This window comes from Paenibacillus hubeiensis, assembly GCF_032334105.1.
Taxonomy (GTDB): domain Bacteria; phylum Bacillota; class Bacilli; order Paenibacillales; family Paenibacillaceae; genus Paenibacillus; species Paenibacillus hubeiensis.
Genome location: NZ_JAVYAE020000026.1, coordinates 35,310 through 52,333, shown reverse-complemented (window position 1 = coordinate 52,333; position 17,024 = coordinate 35,310). Strand labels below are relative to the sequence as shown.

The 17,024-nt window shown below is 50.4% G+C and carries 14 protein-coding genes and 1 other RNA gene; 1 reads left to right on the top strand and 14 read right to left on the bottom strand.

What is annotated here, in order from left to right:
- Positions 1-185: 185 nt before the first annotated feature.
- From recR to rpoE, 12 genes are all read right to left on the bottom strand, one after another.
- The gene (recR, locus tag RSX24_RS31510) at positions 186-785 is read right to left on the bottom strand and encodes a recombination mediator RecR (protein WP_236421511.1); all 600 of its coding nucleotides are present in this window, start codon (positions 783-785) and stop codon (positions 186-188) included.
- Positions 786-819: 34 nt separating this feature from the next.
- Entirely contained in the window at positions 820-1,131 is a 312-nt protein-coding gene (locus RSX24_RS31505) for a YbaB/EbfC family nucleoid-associated protein (protein WP_236421510.1), read from the bottom strand.
- A gap of 55 nt (positions 1,132-1,186) precedes the next feature.
- On the bottom strand, positions 1,187-2,944 hold the full coding sequence (gene dnaX / locus RSX24_RS31500) for a DNA polymerase III subunit gamma/tau (RefSeq protein ID WP_343262797.1): 1,758 nt from the start codon (positions 2,942-2,944) through the stop codon (positions 1,187-1,189).
- A gap of 171 nt (positions 2,945-3,115) precedes the next feature.
- Positions 3,116-3,383, bottom strand: an RNA gene (gene ffs, locus RSX24_RS31495) — signal recognition particle sRNA large type.
- Between the two features lie 163 nt (positions 3,384-3,546).
- Positions 3,547-3,744, bottom strand: a complete 198-nt coding sequence (rpmE, locus tag RSX24_RS31490) for a 50S ribosomal protein L31 (RefSeq protein WP_236421508.1) — start codon at positions 3,742-3,744, stop codon at positions 3,547-3,549.
- A gap of 99 nt (positions 3,745-3,843) precedes the next feature.
- Positions 3,844-5,121, bottom strand: coding sequence for a radical SAM family protein (locus tag RSX24_RS31485; protein WP_236421507.1), 1,278 nt, complete (start codon positions 5,119-5,121; stop codon positions 3,844-3,846).
- 97 nt (positions 5,122-5,218) lie between these two features.
- On the bottom strand, positions 5,219-6,544 hold the full coding sequence (rho, locus tag RSX24_RS31480; RefSeq protein ID WP_236421506.1) for a transcription termination factor Rho: 1,326 nt from the start codon (positions 6,542-6,544) through the stop codon (positions 5,219-5,221).
- Between the two features lie 516 nt (positions 6,545-7,060).
- Positions 7,061-8,314: a UDP-N-acetylglucosamine 1-carboxyvinyltransferase gene (gene murA / locus RSX24_RS31475; RefSeq protein WP_236421505.1), complete on the bottom strand. Its 1,254-nt coding sequence runs from the start codon at positions 8,312-8,314 to the stop codon at positions 7,061-7,063.
- A 149-nt stretch (positions 8,315-8,463) separates the two neighbouring features.
- Entirely contained in the window at positions 8,464-9,318 is an 855-nt protein-coding gene (gene fba, locus RSX24_RS31470; protein ID WP_236421504.1) for a class II fructose-1,6-bisphosphate aldolase, read from the bottom strand.
- 272 nt (positions 9,319-9,590) lie between these two features.
- Positions 9,591-9,977: a response regulator gene (locus tag RSX24_RS31465; protein WP_290371514.1), complete on the bottom strand. Its 387-nt coding sequence runs from the start codon at positions 9,975-9,977 to the stop codon at positions 9,591-9,593.
- A gap of 370 nt (positions 9,978-10,347) precedes the next feature.
- Positions 10,348-11,955 carry a CTP synthase gene (pyrG, locus tag RSX24_RS31460; RefSeq protein WP_236421503.1) on the bottom strand — a complete coding sequence of 536 codons (1,608 nt, stop codon included), beginning with the start codon at positions 11,953-11,955 and terminating at the stop codon, positions 10,348-10,350.
- A gap of 482 nt (positions 11,956-12,437) precedes the next feature.
- Complete coding sequence (gene rpoE / locus RSX24_RS31455; RefSeq protein ID WP_236421502.1) at positions 12,438-12,995, bottom strand: DNA-directed RNA polymerase subunit delta; 558 nt, start codon at positions 12,993-12,995, stop codon at positions 12,438-12,440.
- A 432-nt stretch (positions 12,996-13,427) separates the two neighbouring features.
- On the opposite strand from rpoE, the gene RSX24_RS31450 reads away from it, so the two are divergent.
- Complete coding sequence (locus RSX24_RS31450) at positions 13,428-14,582, top strand: S8 family peptidase (protein ID WP_236421501.1); 1,155 nt, start codon at positions 13,428-13,430, stop codon at positions 14,580-14,582.
- Between the two features lie 119 nt (positions 14,583-14,701).
- On the opposite strand, the gene argS is transcribed toward RSX24_RS31450, so the two are convergent.
- The gene (gene argS / locus RSX24_RS31445; protein WP_343262796.1) at positions 14,702-16,381 is read right to left on the bottom strand and encodes an arginine--tRNA ligase; all 1,680 of its coding nucleotides are present in this window, start codon (positions 16,379-16,381) and stop codon (positions 14,702-14,704) included.
- Positions 16,378-16,803, bottom strand: coding sequence for a YwiB family protein (locus RSX24_RS31440; protein ID WP_236421499.1), 426 nt, complete (start codon positions 16,801-16,803; stop codon positions 16,378-16,380). The genes argS and RSX24_RS31440 overlap by 4 nt, the downstream gene beginning before the upstream one ends.
- Positions 16,804-17,024: the final 221 nt, after the last annotated feature.

Sequence of the window (17,024 nt, the reverse complement as noted above, 5' to 3'; positions counted from 1 at the left end):
TCCCTCCACCCGCATAGCAGGTGGTTTTTTGTTTCGCGCGTTTCACGCACTCAACTGGCTAAAGCCATAACAAAAAAGAGAGCCTTTCGGCTCTCTCCACCCCCATAATCAGACACAGGGCTGTTATTCCTTGTGAAACACCTTCAAACCCGGATTAACCCCAAGCTAAAGCAACCAAGGGATGCTTACCGAATCTCTCTTCTTCCTTCCAACGCCTTGGACAGTGTAACCTCGTCCGCGTATTCCAGGTCTCCCCCCACAGGTAACCCATGAGCTATACGGGTGACGGTGATCTCGAACGGGCGAACAAGACGGGAAATATACATCGCCGTCGCTTCTCCTTCAATGTTCGGGTTCGTAGCCAGTATAAGCTCCTTGACCCGTTCATCGCTAAGACGGACCAAAAGTTCCTTTAACCGAATGTCGTCAGGCCCAACCCCCTCCATCGGCGATATGGCCCCCTGCAGCACATGATAATATCCGTCAAATTCCTTCGTCCGCTCCATGGCCACGAGATCCTTGGAATCCTGAACCACACAGATGACCGATCCATCCCTGGATTTGTCCTGGCATATCCGGCACGGATCTGTATCCGTAATATTGCAACACACGGAACAGTAGTGAAGATTGCGCTTCACACTGACCAACGCTTTAGCAAAATCAATAACATCGTCTTCCTTCATGTTCAACACATGAAATGCTAATCGAGCAGCCGTTTTGGGGCCAATCCCCGGCAATCGGGTAAAGGCATCAATCAGCTTCGATATCGGTTCGGGATAATACAATCGCGCGAGTCTCCTTTGGCAGGATCAATTTCAATTAAAACAATCCCGGAATTTTCATGCCGCCAGTGAATTTGCCCATATCCTGGTTGGCAAGTTCGTCAGCTTTGCTCAGTGCATCGTTCACAGCCGTCATCACGAGATCTTGCAGCATTTCGACGTCGTCCGGATCTACCGCTTCAGGTTTGATCGTAACAGAGAGCAATTTTTTGTGTCCGTTCACTTCTGCCGTAACCACGCCGCCTCCGGAAGTACCTTGAACCGTTTTGTCGCCCAGTTCTTCCTGCGCTTTCAGCATTTGTTCCTGCATTTTCTTCACTTGCTTCATCATTTGGTTCATGTTATTCATCTGTAATCATCTCCTTAATAAAATGATATTGCATTGACAACAAGACATTGCGACATTATTCCTTAATAATGACCAAGTCTTCCCCAAAGAGCTGAATAGCCTCGTCAATCCACGGCTGCTTGCCTCCCGAGCCTCCATCCGCATGTTCGGGTTCGAGCTTAAATTCCTCCTTCGGGGACTCAACAGCTCCCTCTATGACGCCATTCCAATCCTTCAGCATCATGGTTACGAGACGCATCGGACGTCCTATTTGTTCCGCAAGCACCCGTTCAATCACTTCGCGATTCGCCTGTTTCTCGGTCGTTTCCCGGTGAATGTTGTTTTTAAACGCAACCAGAACGTTGTCTTCCAGTACCGACACCGGCTCGCCATCCATAAACCAGGCATGAACGGTAACCTTTTCTTCCTTCACTCGCTGCAATATTTGCCCCCAACGCTTGCTGACATCCGCAAATTCCGGCGACCCTTTCCGTGCCACATACTGATCCAGATGCGACGGAAGTTTGGCAGGTGCGTTGCCTCTGGACACAGGAGCACGCGTCGCAGGACGCGCAGGACCACTAGAAGCAGCCTCGCCTCCACTCAACCCGGCTTTAAGCGCTCGATCAAGTTTCTTCTCAAGCTCCGATACCTGCTGTTTCAAACGCTGGATTTCCCCATGATCGCCAGGCATGGAAGCAGATTGCGCAGAAACGCCCGCCGCCGCTTCGCCATCCGACCCTTGTTGACCAGGAATGCTGCACAGCTTCAACAAAGCCACCTCGAATAACGTTTGCGGTTGAACAGCGTACTTCATCTCGCTCTGATAGCGGTTAAGCGTATCAATCATCTGAAACAGTTGCCCTTTGGTAAAGGCTTCGGCCATTTCCCGGAACGCCCCCGGGTGAAGCACGCGATCCGTCAGCTTGTCGGCATCCGGTACCATTTTGATCATAAGCAAGTCGCGGAAATAATACAGCAGGTTCTCCATGCATTTATCGGCACTTTTACCCTCATGCATGAAGCCCTCGATCATCTGTAAAATATGACCGACATCGCCCTTGAGCAAAGAAGCTGCAAGTTTGGCAAACTGTTCCGAGGGAATTCCGCCGGTCATATCCATAACCTTCTGATAAGTCACCTTGCCGTCGGTGAAGGAAGAGATCTGGTCGAGCACGCTAAGTGCATCCCTCATCCCGCCATCAGAAAGTCGAGCAATATACTGGAGGGCATCCCTGTCGGCTTGCATGCCTTCCTGTTCACAGATCAGCTCAAGCCGGTCAGTCTGCTCATCCAGCGACACCCTGCGAAAATCGAATCGCTGACAACGCGATATGATCGTCGCAGGAAGGCGATGCGGCTCGGTTGTAGCCAAAATAAACATCACATGCGGAGGCGGCTCCTCCAATGTTTTCAACAAAGCATTGAAAGCTTCTGTCGTCAACATGTGCACTTCATCAATAATATAGACCTTCTGGCGAACCTCGGTCGGAGCATATTTAACCTTCTCCCTCAGATCGCGAATTTCCTCAACGCCGCGGTTGGACGCAGCATCAATCTCCTGCACGTCCATAACTGAGCCGGAAGTAATTCTGCGGCAGGCCTCGCACTCGTTGCAAGGCTCGGGCGCAGGGCCGCGTTCGCAGTTTACAGCCTTCGCCATAATTTTGGCGGCACTCGTTTTACCGGTTCCCCGGGGCCCACTAAACAAATAAGCATGGGAAGTCCGCTGCTCACGAATCGCGTTCTGCAGGGTCTGAATAATATGCTGTTGTCCCACCATATCCTGAAACGACTGGGGGCGCCACGCCCGATATAACGCGATATGCTCCATGATGCGTTACCTTCCTTCCACTTCGCATTCGAGTCTCTTGTCGTTCCCCCATTATACTATATTCCGGGGTGAATCCAAACTCCATCTGACTCAATCTCGCATCCTTTTTTGGTAAAATAAAAAGACCTCTGCATGTCATATCTGCAAAGATCTCTGAAATATCATCGTAAGCCGTGCACCTGTTATTGATAATTGCGATCCAAGTGGCACCCCTGAACGAAAGCTCAGGCTAGGCAACCCTTCGGCACAAGAGTGGTCTCACTTATGGCTGCTTCCTTCCGGACCTGACCAGGTTCATGAGTACTCATTGCGAAGGACCCAACCGTCAACGCCCCATTCAGGGACCAAACCTCACATCGACAATACCTCTAACAGGAATTCAACCTCGCTATAGCGGATTGCGAGTAACAGGGCACCGCTACCTCCCCATCTAGCACGGTAAGAAATAGTATAGCGTAACCTCATCGAAAATGCAACCAATCTGCAATGGGAAGTGTCACCATCTCTCGTGCACACAAGCCATTACAACAAAAAAACCCCTGCCGCTAGGGCAGAGGTGTTTTGCAAAGCAATGCTCAGACCGTTCATAACGAATGGCTGAATTAGATGCCGTATTTTTTCTTGAAACGATCCACACGGCCGCCTGCATCGATAAACTTCTGTTTACCAGTGAAGTGCGGATGGCACGCGGAGCAAATCTCTACACGCAGTTCGTCTTTAACAGAGCCTGCTTCAAAAGTGTTACCGCAAGCGCAAGTTACGTTTACTACAGTGTATTTAGGATGAATTGCTGCTTTCATTTCCTTTCACCTCTTTCCGCCCTGAGCCTCAAGCGGACCCAGAGTAAATGAAACAACTTTGACGATTATAACACGGGACATTCCGACTTGCAATTGTTATTACAAGGGGGTAATCAGCCGCTTCGGCCGCGCCATGCCCACCGGCGGAACATGCGTATAAGATCCGATGACGACGTCCGGAAGCTCCTGTTCAAAGATCTCAAGCGCCTGTTTCATGCCAAGGATATCTCCTTGAGCGGGCGGGATCAGTTCCAGGTAACTTTCAGGATCAATGTTCAGGTTACGCATCTGGATCAGGCGCAGATTTGTTCTGCGGGCGAATTCGATCATCGCCTCAATCTCTTCCTCGCGGTCTGTTACTCCCGGGAAGATGAGATAGTTAATCGACGTATACACTCCTTGGTCAGACGCATATTTTAGCGATTTTTCCACATTGGCCAGCGTGTACCCGCGCGGTTTGTAATATGCATTATAATGATCATCCAGTGCACTGATCGTGCTTACTCGCATCAAATCAAGCCCGGCATCAACAATACCGCGGATATGGTCGCTCAAACCAGCATTGGTGTTGATGTTAATGTAGCCCATATCCGTAATGGATCGAACCTCGCGAATCGCCTCAATGATCAATTTGGCTTGAGTGGAAGGCTCTCCCTCACACCCCTGTCCAAAACTGATGATCGATTCCGGCGTCTTGAGATGTTCCAGCATGACCTCAACGATTTCTTCCACGCGCGGACGGAAATTCATGCGTGTCTGAGGGGATACAAAACCGCTGTCATCCGGTTGCTCGGAAATACACCCGAAACAACCCGCATTACAGGAATACGAAACAGGCACGCCGCCTTCCCAACGATTCAAAAACGTATTGGATGATGTCAGACACTCATAACCGAGGGCACAATTGGACAAATGCGTATACAGCCGGTTTTCGGGATACTTCTCGGTCAGGCGCTTCACGCCGCTCCGTACCTCATCGCGATCGCAGTTCAGCGGATTCCACTGGTCCGGCTGGTCGGACATCCGGGCCGTTACGTAGAAACCATCTTCTTTCCATACAACCGCCGAATATCCAAACAGCGGCAGCTTGTATTCCTTATCCGTTTTCACATAACCAGGCAGACAGAGACGCGTAAAGCCTTGTGGCAGAAGCGCGCCTACGGCCTGGGTGTCCTTCGGCAACGGCAGCATTTCTCCAGTCTCCGGATCCATCCCGATCGGACGAGTGCTTGGCAATCCCACAAGCGTCGCGCCCTCGGGCAACGGAATCAACTCGTCCTCCATAATTTCCACGATCATATCTCCGCTGCGGGCGAGCCCGAACAACGAAGGATGATCAAAAACATTACCTTGTTCATCTGCGTACACTAAATACATGATGTTCTCCTTACATCTAATGGGTTAATCCTCGCGTCGGGGTCAACGTCCGAAGAAAGATGGCCCGCAGCCGGGCCAATGCTGATGGCTGGCAAAACTAGGTTGTTGTCGCAGAGGTTGCGGCCTGTCTTGTAGACCGGCGAGTTGTCGTCGTTCCCGAGTTGCTCGTCGGGCTGCTTCCCGCCGTATCGAAAGCGGCCAAAAACTCGGTGTTCGTTTTACTATTGCGCAACTTTTTCAGGAAGCTTTCAACAAAATCATGAGAGTCGTTCATGTTTTTGCGGATCGACCAGATTGTATCGAGTTCTTCTTTGGTCAGCAGCACTTCTTCGCGGCGCGTTCCCGATCTGCGAATGTCGATGGCCGGGAAAATGCGGCGTTCCGCCAAACGGCGATCCAGATGCAGCTCCATGTTCCCCGTACCTTTAAATTCTTCATAAATGATGTCATCCATACGCGAACCGGTATCGATGAGGGCCGTAGCCAGAATGGTCAAGCTGCCGCCCTCCTCCACGTTCCGCGCTGAACCGAAGAAACGCTTCGGACGATGGAATGCAGCGGGATCGATACCACCGGAAAGCGTTCGTCCGGAAGGCGGAATAACCAGGTTGTACGCACGCGCTAGACGCGTGATACTGTCCAAAAGGATAACCACATCCTTTTTCGCCTCAACCAAGCGCAGGGCCCGTTCAAGCACCAATTCCGCAACCTTGATATGGTTCTCCGGCAATTCGTCAAACGTAGAAGCCACAACCTCACCTTTGACAGAACGGGACATATCCGTCACTTCCTCCGGACGTTCATCAATCAATAGCACAAAGAGTTCAATGTCGGGATTATTGGTTGAAATGCTATTCGCGATCTCTTTGAGCAGGAGTGTTTTACCCGCTTTGGGAGGTGCCACGATCAATCCGCGCTGTCCCAGACCTACTGGCGCTAGCAAATCCATGATTCGGGTAGACAAATGGTTGGGGGATGTTTCGAGAACCAGCTTTTTTTGCGGATACAATGGGGTTAGCGCCGGGAAATGAAGTCTTTCCGCAGCAGCCGAGGGGTTCTCGCCATTGACGGCGTTCACTTGCAGCAATCCGAAATAACGTTCGTTTTCCTTGGGTGTTCTGCATTTTCCGGATACAAGATCGCCGGTTCTCAGGTCAAACTTGCGAATCTGCGAAGCGGAGATATAGATGTCTTCTGTGCTCGGCAGGTAATTGATCGGTCTAAGGAACCCGTAACCTTCCGGGAGAATCTCCAGCACGCCTTCCATGAACATTAATCCGCTCTGTTCCGCCTGTGCGCGCAAAATCGCAAAAATCAGTTCCTTCTTTTTAAGTTGGCCGTAGTATGGAATTTGATATTTTTTGGCCAGTTTGTAAAGATCCGTAAGCTTCATTTCTTCCAAATCGGAGATCTGTAGATCCATATAATAACCACCTATTCAATTAATAAGTCCGTGAAATGGATAGTTTTTCTTGATATTCCGGCAAGCGAGCCCAGCACTCTCTCCTGCTGCACTCTCTTCTGTCCATTGTACGGAATGTAACCGTTATATTGCAAATCGTTGTCCTAGAATGTAAGTTTTCCGAGCGGGGTATTCAAGATTCCGCTGTCGGTAGTGAGTGAACAAATTCATGAGGCGATTGATCCGGGTGACCAGCGATGAAGTGAAGTTCAAACAAACCGGGGTACGGGGAATGGAATACAAGCTGTTGGAATGAGCAAACTGAAGTTCAGCTCAAAAAAAGACCCTCCGGATAAGGAGACCAAACCATATCCACTTACTCCGGAGAGACTGAGAACTCTATTAGTATAGGTTAACCCAGTTGTCTAAAAGATATGCAGTTAAACGAGAAAAAAACACTTTGTCGACAAGATTCCATCACAAAAAGAGACATGCCGACATTGAGCAGGCTGTTTCCCTTGCCAATCAGGTGTCGAATCAAATCGTTTCACGCCATACGTCAGCGCCCAACATCCGCAGATTGGTTACAAGGTGATCGTAACCCCGATCAATCAACTCTACGCCCGTCACCTCGGTTACACCTTCCTTAACGGTAAGTCCAGCGATAACCAGAGCAGCTCCGGCGCGGAGGTCGGCCGCCTTGACCTTGGCAGCGTTCAGTTCCCCGCCTTCAATAATGGCCGAACGTCCCTCCACTCGAATTTTGGCTCCCATACGAACCAGCTCGGGAACATGCTTGAAGCGATTGCTGTAGACGAAATCGCTAAGCACGCTTACGCCGCTGGCTTGGGTAAGCACACTTGTCATTGGAGATTGCAAATCCGTCGGAAAACCGGGGTATACCAACGCCTTCACGTCAACATGACTATAGGACGGGCGCCCGATGACACGAATGCTCTCATCCATTTCCTCGATGCTCACACCCATTTCCAGCAATTTGGCCGTTAAAGCCTCCAAATGTTTGGGAATAACATTATCGATCAGAACGTCCCCACGCGTTGCTGCAGCAGCAATCATATAGGTTCCTGCCTGAATGCGGTCGGGAATAATGGAATGGCGGCACCCTCTCAGGGATGGAACGCCTTCTATGCGAATCGTCTCGGTTCCAGCGCCTTTTATGCTGGCACCCATGGAATTCAAAAGTGTTGCTACATCTATAATCTCAGGCTCTTTGGCCGCATTTTCGATAATTGTGGAACCTTTGGCACGAGTGGCTGCCAACATAATGTTAATGGTTGCGCCAACACTGCTTACGTCGAGGTAAATCTTTGCACCGCGCAGTTCTTTGGCGTGCAGATGGATGGAACCATGCTCGTTGGTCACAGTCGCTCCCAACGCTTCAAAACCTTTGATATGTTGATCAATCGGACGAGGCTCGAAATTACAGCCTCCAGGCAAACCGATGGTTGCCTCTTTAAAACGCCCAAGCAGCGCTCCCATCATATAATAAGAAGCTCGAAGCTTTTTCACGGGACCGTTAGGCATGGGGATGGATTTAATATCGGAAGGATCGATCTTCATCTGATTGCCTTCCCAAGATACACGTGCCCCAAGTTCCTCCAAAATTTCCGCATAAACTGCCACATCGCTCAAAAGCGGCAGGTTGTCCAGCACGACTTCCGACTCGGCAAGCAATGCTGCAGGAATAAGCGCAATGGCGCTGTTCTTGGCGCCACTAATAGTCACAGTCCCCTGCAACGGGCGTCCGCCACTAATCATCAATTTTTCCATAAAGCTTAAAGTCCCCCTACGTGTTTTGCGGCCGATGAACGGCAATTCATGCTGACGGCTTTCGGTGTGAAACGGGCGTTAAAATGGAAAGACACCGGCTAGGCGGTGTTCTTTCCACTTGTACCCATATGGAGCTGCAAAAAAGCAAATTAAGCTTTGTTGTTGGAACCGAACTCACGGATTTTGCCAATAACCGTTGCTTTGATCGCGTCGCGACCTGGAACGATGTATTTGCGCGGATCGTAAGCATCCGGCTTCGCTGCAAGCACTTCGCGAACCGCTTTAGTGAATGCAATTTGGTTTTCAGTGTTTACGTTGATTTTGGAAGTACCCAAGGAAATCGCTTTGTCGATATCATGTTTAGGGATACCAGTACCGCCATGCAGAACGAGCGGCAGTTTAACGGCATTGCAGATTTCTTCCATCTCTTTGAAGCCCAGGTTTGGTTCGCCTTGGTATGGCCCGTGAACGGAACCCAGAGCCGGAGCCAAAGTGTCGATGCCTGTTTCTTTGACGATACGGATACATTCGTTCAGGTCAGCATATTGGATGCCGCCGATTACGTCATCTTCTTGTCCGCCCACAGTACCTACTTCAGCTTCAACGGAAACGCCTTTAGCGTGTGCATATTCAACGACTTTTTTCGTCATTTCGATGTTTTCGTCGATTGGGTGATGGGAACCATCGATCATAACGGAAGTGAAGCCGGCATCGATTGCTTCTTTACATTTATCAAAGCTGGAACCGTGGTCCAGATGAATAGCAACTTCAACCGTGATTTTCATATCGTGAATGAGTCCTTCTACCATTTTCACTACAGTGTAGAAGCCGCCCATGTGACGCGCTGCACCTTCGGATACACCGAGAATTACAGGAGATTTTTCTTCTTCTGCAGCTGCGAGAATCGCTTGCGTCCACTCCAGGTTGTTGATGTTGTATTGACCAACAGCATACTTTCCTTCGAGTGCTTTGTTCAACATGTTTGTCATAGAAACTAATGGCATGGTTTCAATCCTCCTAGGGGTTTGGGTTGTGTCTATGGTTTTTAGCCGAATCACATACGGGCTTATTATACCACATCCCGTGTCAAATACTAAACAAGCATTTGCAAAAATGCTGTGCTATGCAGCACAGTTTTCATAGACAACGCATAACGGGCTCCCCATATCCAATATTCCCCTGCCATCTGTTCGCAATACCCCTTTTACGACCTGCCTGTATCAAGCCGCCTCCAACAACCGAAAGCATGACAAAAAAATCCTGCTGGACACAGGACTCAACTGCATTTACCAGCCGTATCGCTGCGGAGCTGCATATTGACTGCCACCCGCATTTCATCAATGTCAAACGGTTTCGTAAAATGCATCAATGCCCCCAGATCGGTCGCTTCCTTGATCATATCCAATTCCCCGTAAGCAGTCATCATAATCACCTTGATGCTCGAATCGATCTCCTTGATGTGTTTTAAAATCTCCAGCCCGTCCATGCCCGGAATCTTCATATCAAGCAACACCAGATCAGGTTTGTCATTTTTGACAATCTCCAAAGCGACTTTGCCGTTCGGTGCCTGAAAGGTGTTATATCCCTCGCTGCTGAACACTTCCATTAACAGAATTCGAATCCCATTTTGGTCATCAACAATTAAGACTTTTTTGTTTTCCACGGATTAAACCTCCTACAATTAGGAAAAGCATGTACGCAATCGAGAACTGGATAACTATCCCATAGTCGACATGATAAGTATTCTACTTCGTGCAACGAAATCCTGCCTGATGGAAAAATCTTGGGCTGTAGAAAAGTAACCCCGTCCCCCCAGGTACTGCCTCTACCTCAATTAACCTTTGTTAAACGAACCAGAATTGTTTTTCTTCATGCACTAACTCCAAATTTTATACGTACATATATAAATCAAACGTTTATCTGACTCAAAAAAATCTCCCGCACGACTGAATTCACTTCAGTGTGCGGGAGATTCCATATCGCTGCATCCGACCCTTTGTCGGATTTCGCATTTATAGATGAATCGCTATGGCTTATTTGCTTTCAGCGTTTAGCAAGGACGCTTTCACAAACTCGCGGAACAACGGCTGCGGACGGTTCGGACGGGACGTGAACTCCGGATGGAATTGAACCGCCAGGAACCAAGGATGGTTCGGAAGCTCAACGATTTCAACCAAACGCCCGTCAGGGGACGTACCGGAGATGACCAGACCTGCCTTTTCAATCTCTTCGCGATACTCGTTGTTGAACTCGTACCGATGGCGGTGTCTCTCGTATACCAATTCGTCGTCGTAGCACGCCGCAGCCAGGGAACCTTCCTGCAGCTTGCACGGATACAGCCCGAGGCGCATCGTTCCACCCAAGTTTTCGATATCCTTCTGCTCAGGCAGCAGGTCGATCACTGGGAATTCGGTGGTAGGGTTGATCTCGGAGCTGTTCGCGCCGTTCATGCCCACGATGGAACGTGCATACTCGATCACGGAAACCTGCATGCCAAGACAGATACCGAAGAACGGAATTTGTTTCTCGCGTGCATATCGAATCGCCGTTACCTTGCCCTCGATTCCGCGATCGCCAAAGCCGCCGGGCACCAGAATGCCGCCTACGCCGCCCAGCAACTCGTCCACGTTCTCTTCGGTCACGTCCTCGGATTGAATCCAGCGAAGCTTCACGTCCGCATTAGCCGCAAAACCTGCATGGGACAAGGATTCCACAACGCTCAAATACGCATCGTGAAGCGCCACGTATTTACCCACGATCGCGATTTCAACCGTACGCTCCAGCTTGCTGATCCGCTCAACCAATCCTTCCCACTCGCTCATATCCGGTGCAGGAGTGGTCAATTTCAGATGGTTCACGACAATTTCGTCCAAACCTTCTTCGCGCAGGTTCAGCGGAACTTCATACAACGTGCTGGCGTCGCGGCATTCCACAACGGCGTTGGCATCAATATCGCAGAACAAGGCGATTTTGGCTTTCATGTCTGTGGACAGTTCATATTCTGTGCGGCAAACGATGACGTTCGGCTGAATGCCGATGCTGCGCAGTTCTTTTACGCTATGCTGTGTCGGCTTTGTTTTCACTTCTCCCGCAGCCTTGATATAAGGAATCAGCGTTACGTGGATATACATGACATTGTCGCGGCCCACGTCGCTCTTGATTTGACGGATTGCTTCCAGGAAAGGCAAGCTCTCGATATCGCCGACGGTTCCGCCGATTTCCGTGATAACAACATCCGAGCCCGCTTCGCGACCTGCGCGGAATACGCGTTCTTTAATCTCGTTCGTGATATGCGGAATGACTTGCACCGTGCCGCCCAGATATTCCCCGCGCCGCTCTTTGCTGATGACGGAGGAGTATACTTTACCAGTCGTGACGTTGCTGTTTTTGGAAAGGTTAATATCGATGAAGCGCTCGTAATGACCCAAATCCAGGTCTGTTTCCGCGCCGTCATCGGTTACGAACACTTCACCATGCTGATACGGACTCATGGTACCCGGGTCGATGTTGATGTACGGATCAAATTTTTGAATGGTCACCTTCAACCCACGATTTTTCAGCAATCTGCCCAGCGAAGCTGCCGTAATCCCTTTGCCCAGGGAGGACACAACGCCGCCCGTCACGAAAATATACTTTGTCACTTTCTTAACCCTCCTAATATAAGTACGAAAATTCAGGCGATATATGGTGTTATCGTAACCCGTTTCCCAGGTAATCATCGTCAAAAGGAGTTGGCAACAAATGCCACGACCTGCAAGCCGCTCTCCTTCACGAAGCCAGTTGCATAAAGTTTTCAGGCGAAGTCAACGTACCGTTTTTCCGTAAAGCCTACCCTCGTCCAGAGCGGCAATGCATTCCAAGAATAACTTTGCGCACAAGGTTTTTTTATAACCTAAATGGACCAAGATTCGTTGGCCGGGAGCATGGAAAAAGAATACTTTTTAACGAATTCAGCCTTAAAAACACAAAAAAAAAGCACTCCCGCAGGACGGGGCACTTTTTATAAAAATCATAAATATACAATCGCTCATTCATAAGCCCATGCAATAGTTTACCCGTTACCCAAGTCTGTGTCAAGGCTGACTCTCCCGGGAAAAAAGGGCAAAATATTGACGCCGGATGATTAGCGATCCTTTTCGTCGTTGTAATCCTCTTCGTCGTCAAACTCTTCTTCTTCTTCATCCTCAATGTCTTCTTCTTCGAGGTCGTCGTCTTCAACCAAGACTTCTTCGTCGCTGTCGTCTTCGTCAAAGATATCGTCGTCTTCATCCTCATCCTGATCATCGTTGGAATCGTTGAAGTCATCATCCACGTTGTAGTTGTCTTCCTCTTCGCCGAAGTCCTCGTCTTCCAGGTCATCGTCGTCATCATTAATGATGCGTGGACGATTGGTCCCCGAAACGGCATCTTCGTTCCCGCCAACCGGATACCAACGCTTCAGCCCCCAGAGACTTGTACCTACACATGCAAATCGACCATCGATATTGATTTCGGTGTACAGCTGGGCAATATATTCGTTGATCTCTTCATCCGTCATGCCGCGTTGTTTCGCAACCTCGTTCATCAAATCAAGGTAGTAGTACGGCGTGTTGGCCGCTTTAAGTACCATGAACGCAAGATCGACCAAAGGAATTTCCTTAACTTTTTCTTTATCAATTTTCAAATTGAGTGAGGTACTCACTGACTGACACTTCCTCTCACACATAATTCGCAAACACGTTATATCCCTGCAAGATGGACCGTTACGCATAACATATCCATTAACAAACCTAAGTAAAACCTATTTAGCGTCAAAAAGCAAGTTTTTATCCAGCCATTTTTTATATTGTCAAACGCCAGGTCCCCCGCACCCTACACGCCTTTTTTCGGAAAATAAATCAAATGGGAAAAAGACGGAGTTTCCTCCGCCTTTCTGACTGTATGCCCTTAAAGGATTGTTCCTCGCCCTGGGTCCCCGCAAGAGCCCTCCAACCCTCTATCCATCATATGTTTCTGTCCCCGTTTTGACACGGAGGGAGTGGGTTTTCGCAAAAAAAGGGCAAGTTCCCCATGCGCCGGGATGAACGCATTCATAGAATACTTCAGCATGTTCATCCCGAAGGGGGCTCCCAATATGGACTATACCGGCTTATTGCATCATTTGGCGGAAGGAATGCAACGCCTTGAACCAGAGCAGAGTGAACGGTATCTGATTCGGTTCGCCAGACCCGGGCAGTATGAAGCTTGTCTGATGCAATTATCCCGGATGCGAAACGAGATCGCCGGCCTGGGAACCGTTCGCTCTTCCCGGTTGGCCCGTTCCATTATCGCTCCACTGCCATGCCCTGAGGAATTGGTTCGTTTCGGAAATGATCTGACCGTGGAGAAGGATCAGAAAGTCACGATCCATACCGCAGCCCTTTACAACAAACCAAGCAGCGTTCAAGGCATCCCTTGGGGCGTCAAGCAGATTCGGGCACCCAAGGTTTGGTCTGTTTCCACCGGACATCGGGTCAAAATCGGCGTGATTGATACCGGGGCAGACTTCCACCATCCCGATTTGCGCTACTCACTCGCCCAAGGGATCAATCTCCTCAATCGAAGCCTGCTTCCGCACGACGACAACGGTCACGGGACCCACATTGCAGGAACCATCGCCGCAGCCAACAGCACGGCAGGCATGATCGGCGTTGCCCCGCGTTCCCTGATCTATCCCGTAAAGGCATTCGACCATAACGGTTCCGCATTCGTATCCGATATCGTCCTTGGCATTGATTGGTGCGTGCGCAACCGGGTCGACATCATCAATATGAGCTTCGGCATGAAAACGCGCAGCAAAGCCCTGCTCGACGTGGTCAATCGCGCTTACCAGGCTGGAATCGTTATCGTTGCATCGTCAGGAAATGACGGGAAACGACGCAGCATCGATTATCCGGCACGTTATCCTCAAACAATATCCGTTGGGGCCACCGACAAAAATCGGCGCATTGCGCCATTCAGCAATCGCGGCACCTACGTGGATGTTTATGCTCCAGGCGACAAAATCGTCTCCTCCTGGGTCCACGGAAAACATCATGAGATGAGCGGCACGTCCATGGCCACCTCTCATGTCAGCGGAGCCATTGCCCTGCTGCTCGCCAAGTACCCCGGCTTGTCGCCGGGCGAAATCAAAACGTTGGTCAAACGCGCAACCGTGCCGTTGCGAGCCCGCAAACCATCGGCCGCCAAGCCCAAAGTTCGAGGCGGAGAGATCGATGCTCTCAAGCTGATGCAGGAGAAACGTGAGTAGGGCGGAACGGTCTGCCCGCGCAGGCAGGAAAAAGAAGCCTCCATACATGAGGCCAGGCGTAACCCGCAGCATGCATGGAGGCTTCTCAGCGCAGGCGCGCCAGAGCGCCTGTCATGTAATTACATTTTGTCCGGTGCGGACACGCCGACCAGACGGAGCGTTGTCGCGATCACAGTACGAACGGCACCAATCAGCGCCAGACGCGCCTGGGTTTGAGCAGCGTCTTCGGTGATGACGCGTTCAGCGCGATAATAACTGTGGAACAGGGATGCCAGCTCATACACGTATCGAATCATGCGATGAGGGGCATAACCGGCTGCCGCAGCAGCGATTTCCTCTGGAAGTTCCCCGATTTTGCGCAGCAAATCATACTCATGCTCCGTGTTCAACTTCGAAAGGTCGATCTCGGAGATCGGCAGCAATTGAATGCCCTGCTCTTCCGCTTGGCGGAATACGCTACATACGCGAGCATGCGCATACTGCACGTAAAACACCGGATTCTCATTCGAGGTAGAAATGGCGAGGTCCATGTCGAAATCCAGATGGGAGTCCATGCTGCGCATCGTGAAGAAATAACGGATGGCATCCACGCCGACTTCGTCCATCAAGTCCTCCATCGTTACCGCTTTGCCCGTACGTTTTGACATCTTCACTTTCTCGCCGTTCTGGAACAAGCTGACCATTTGTGCGATCAACACGACCAATTTGGCAGGATCGTTTCCGAGTGCCTGCATGGCCGCTTTCATCCGCGGAATGTAACCATGATGGTCCGCTCCCCAAATGTTGATCATGATATCGTAACCACGAGCATACTTGTCGCGATGATAGGCAATGTCTGGCGTGAGGTAGGTATACGTTCCGTCGTTTTTAATCAATACACGCTCTTTGTCGTCGCCGTATTGCATCGTTTTCAGCCAAGTCGCCCCGTCTTGCTCGTAAATTTCGTTGCGATCGCGCAGCTCGTCAAGAACGCGCAGCACCTCACCGTTGTCGTAAAGCGATGTTTCGCTGAACCAATTGTCGAATGGCACGCGGAAGCGTCCCAAGTCACGCTTGATTTTGTCCAATTCCTTTTCCAGGCCATAGTCGCGGAAATACGCCGCACGGTCCCCAGGGCTCATGGACAACAGCTCTTCGCCCTTCTCCGCCACGAGTTCCTTCGCGAAACCGATAATGTCCTCTCCATGGTATCCGTCTTCCGGCATTTCGGCATCCTGGCCGAGCTCCTGCAAATAACGGGCTTCGATGGAACGAGCCAGGTTGAATACCTGGTTGCCGGCATCGTTAATATAGTACTCGCGGGTAACCTGATATCCCGCAAAATCGAGAACGTTGCACAGCGCATCGCCGACAGCCGCACCGCGAGCATGTCCCAAATGCAGGCTTCCTGTCGGATTGGCGCTGACAAACTCCACTTGGACCTTGCGGCCTTCACCCGCATTGATGCGGCCATAATTTTCGCCTTGCTCTTGCACGAGCTCCAGCACAGGGTACAGATAACTCTTGTCCAGCTTGAAGTTGATGAAACCTGGTCCGGCAATGTCGGCCTTTTCGATGCCGGCTTCCGCCAGATTCAGATGGTTTATGATCTCTTCCGCAATTTGGCGAGGATTGCGCTTCGCAATTTTGGTCAGCTGCATCGCAGCATTCGTAGCCAGATCGCCGTGTGCTTTGTCGCGTGGCACTTCAAGCGTGATGACAGGCAGCTCTTCCTGCGAAACAATGCCTGCAGCCACGATGGCATTGCCAACAGCCGTGCTTACCCGTTCGTTAATCGTATCGAGTGGATTACGTGTCATGAAATTGGTTCCTCCTGTATATGCAAACTAATCGCAAAATGTCCGGATGCTTCATCAAATCGGTAAAATTCGTAGCTCCACGCCGCTTTTGCATTTAACCCGTCCATGGAAAGCTCCATTTTCCGGGTGTGCGTGGACAGCGCAAACGACATGTAAGGCGAACGATAAAACCCGGGCAGCTTGCGCCCAAGCTCAAACGTCTGCTCCGACTCCACCTCGCCGTGGCGCATGATCTTGATGGATTGTGCACTGAGCTTCAGGGTCGTGCGGGTGATGCCGCCCTGCGGGCCCGCTTCAGGCTCTACGTAACGCACGTATAATGCCTTTCCTTTTAGCGTCGCTTCCCCCTGAAGATCCTGCACTACATTTTCACCATCATAACGGCTGTGCAGCCGGATCCGAACCGGTCGCATGTTCGACATGAATGTTACAACCTCCAATATATTCGAAGACGGCACAAAGCGGGGCGGCTGGTGAGAACAACCCATCCCCCGTCACGACCGCTATACGCATTCAGTATACGGAAAACGCTCGGCCTCCCGCGCATTTCTTTGCGTATGTCTCATTCGATTCCCATACATTCAAAATCTCTACTGTATAACTATATCCAGTTCAACCGTTCAATTCAAATCCAAATTCAGAG

Coding starts and splice junctions, on each gene's coding strand:
- RSX24_RS31505 (WP_236421510.1), bottom strand. CDS start 1,131: ATGAATAACATGAACCAAATGATGAAGCAAGTGAAGAAAATGCAGGAA.
- dnaX (WP_343262797.1), bottom strand. CDS start 2,944: ATGGAGCATATCGCGTTATATCGGGCGTGGCGCCCCCAGTCGTTTCAG.
- rpmE (WP_236421508.1), bottom strand. CDS start 3,744: ATGAAAGCAGCAATTCATCCTAAATACACTGTAGTAAACGTAACTTGC.
- RSX24_RS31485 (WP_236421507.1), bottom strand. CDS start 5,121: ATGTATTTAGTGTACGCAGATGAACAAGGTAATGTTTTTGATCATCCT.
- rho (WP_236421506.1), bottom strand. CDS start 6,544: ATGGATCTACAGATCTCCGATTTGGAAGAAATGAAGCTTACGGATCTT.
- murA (WP_236421505.1), bottom strand. CDS start 8,314: ATGGAAAAATTGATGATTAGTGGCGGACGCCCGTTGCAGGGGACTGTG.
- fba (WP_236421504.1), bottom strand. CDS start 9,318: ATGCCATTAGTTTCTATGACAAACATGTTGAACAAAGCACTCGAAGGA.
- RSX24_RS31450 (WP_236421501.1), top strand. CDS start 13,428: ATGGACTATACCGGCTTATTGCATCATTTGGCGGAAGGAATGCAACGC.
- argS (WP_343262796.1), bottom strand. CDS start 16,381: ATGACACGTAATCCACTCGATACGATTAACGAACGGGTAAGCACGGCT.
- RSX24_RS31440 (WP_236421499.1), bottom strand. CDS start 16,803: ATGTCGAACATGCGACCGGTTCGGATCCGGCTGCACAGCCGTTATGAT.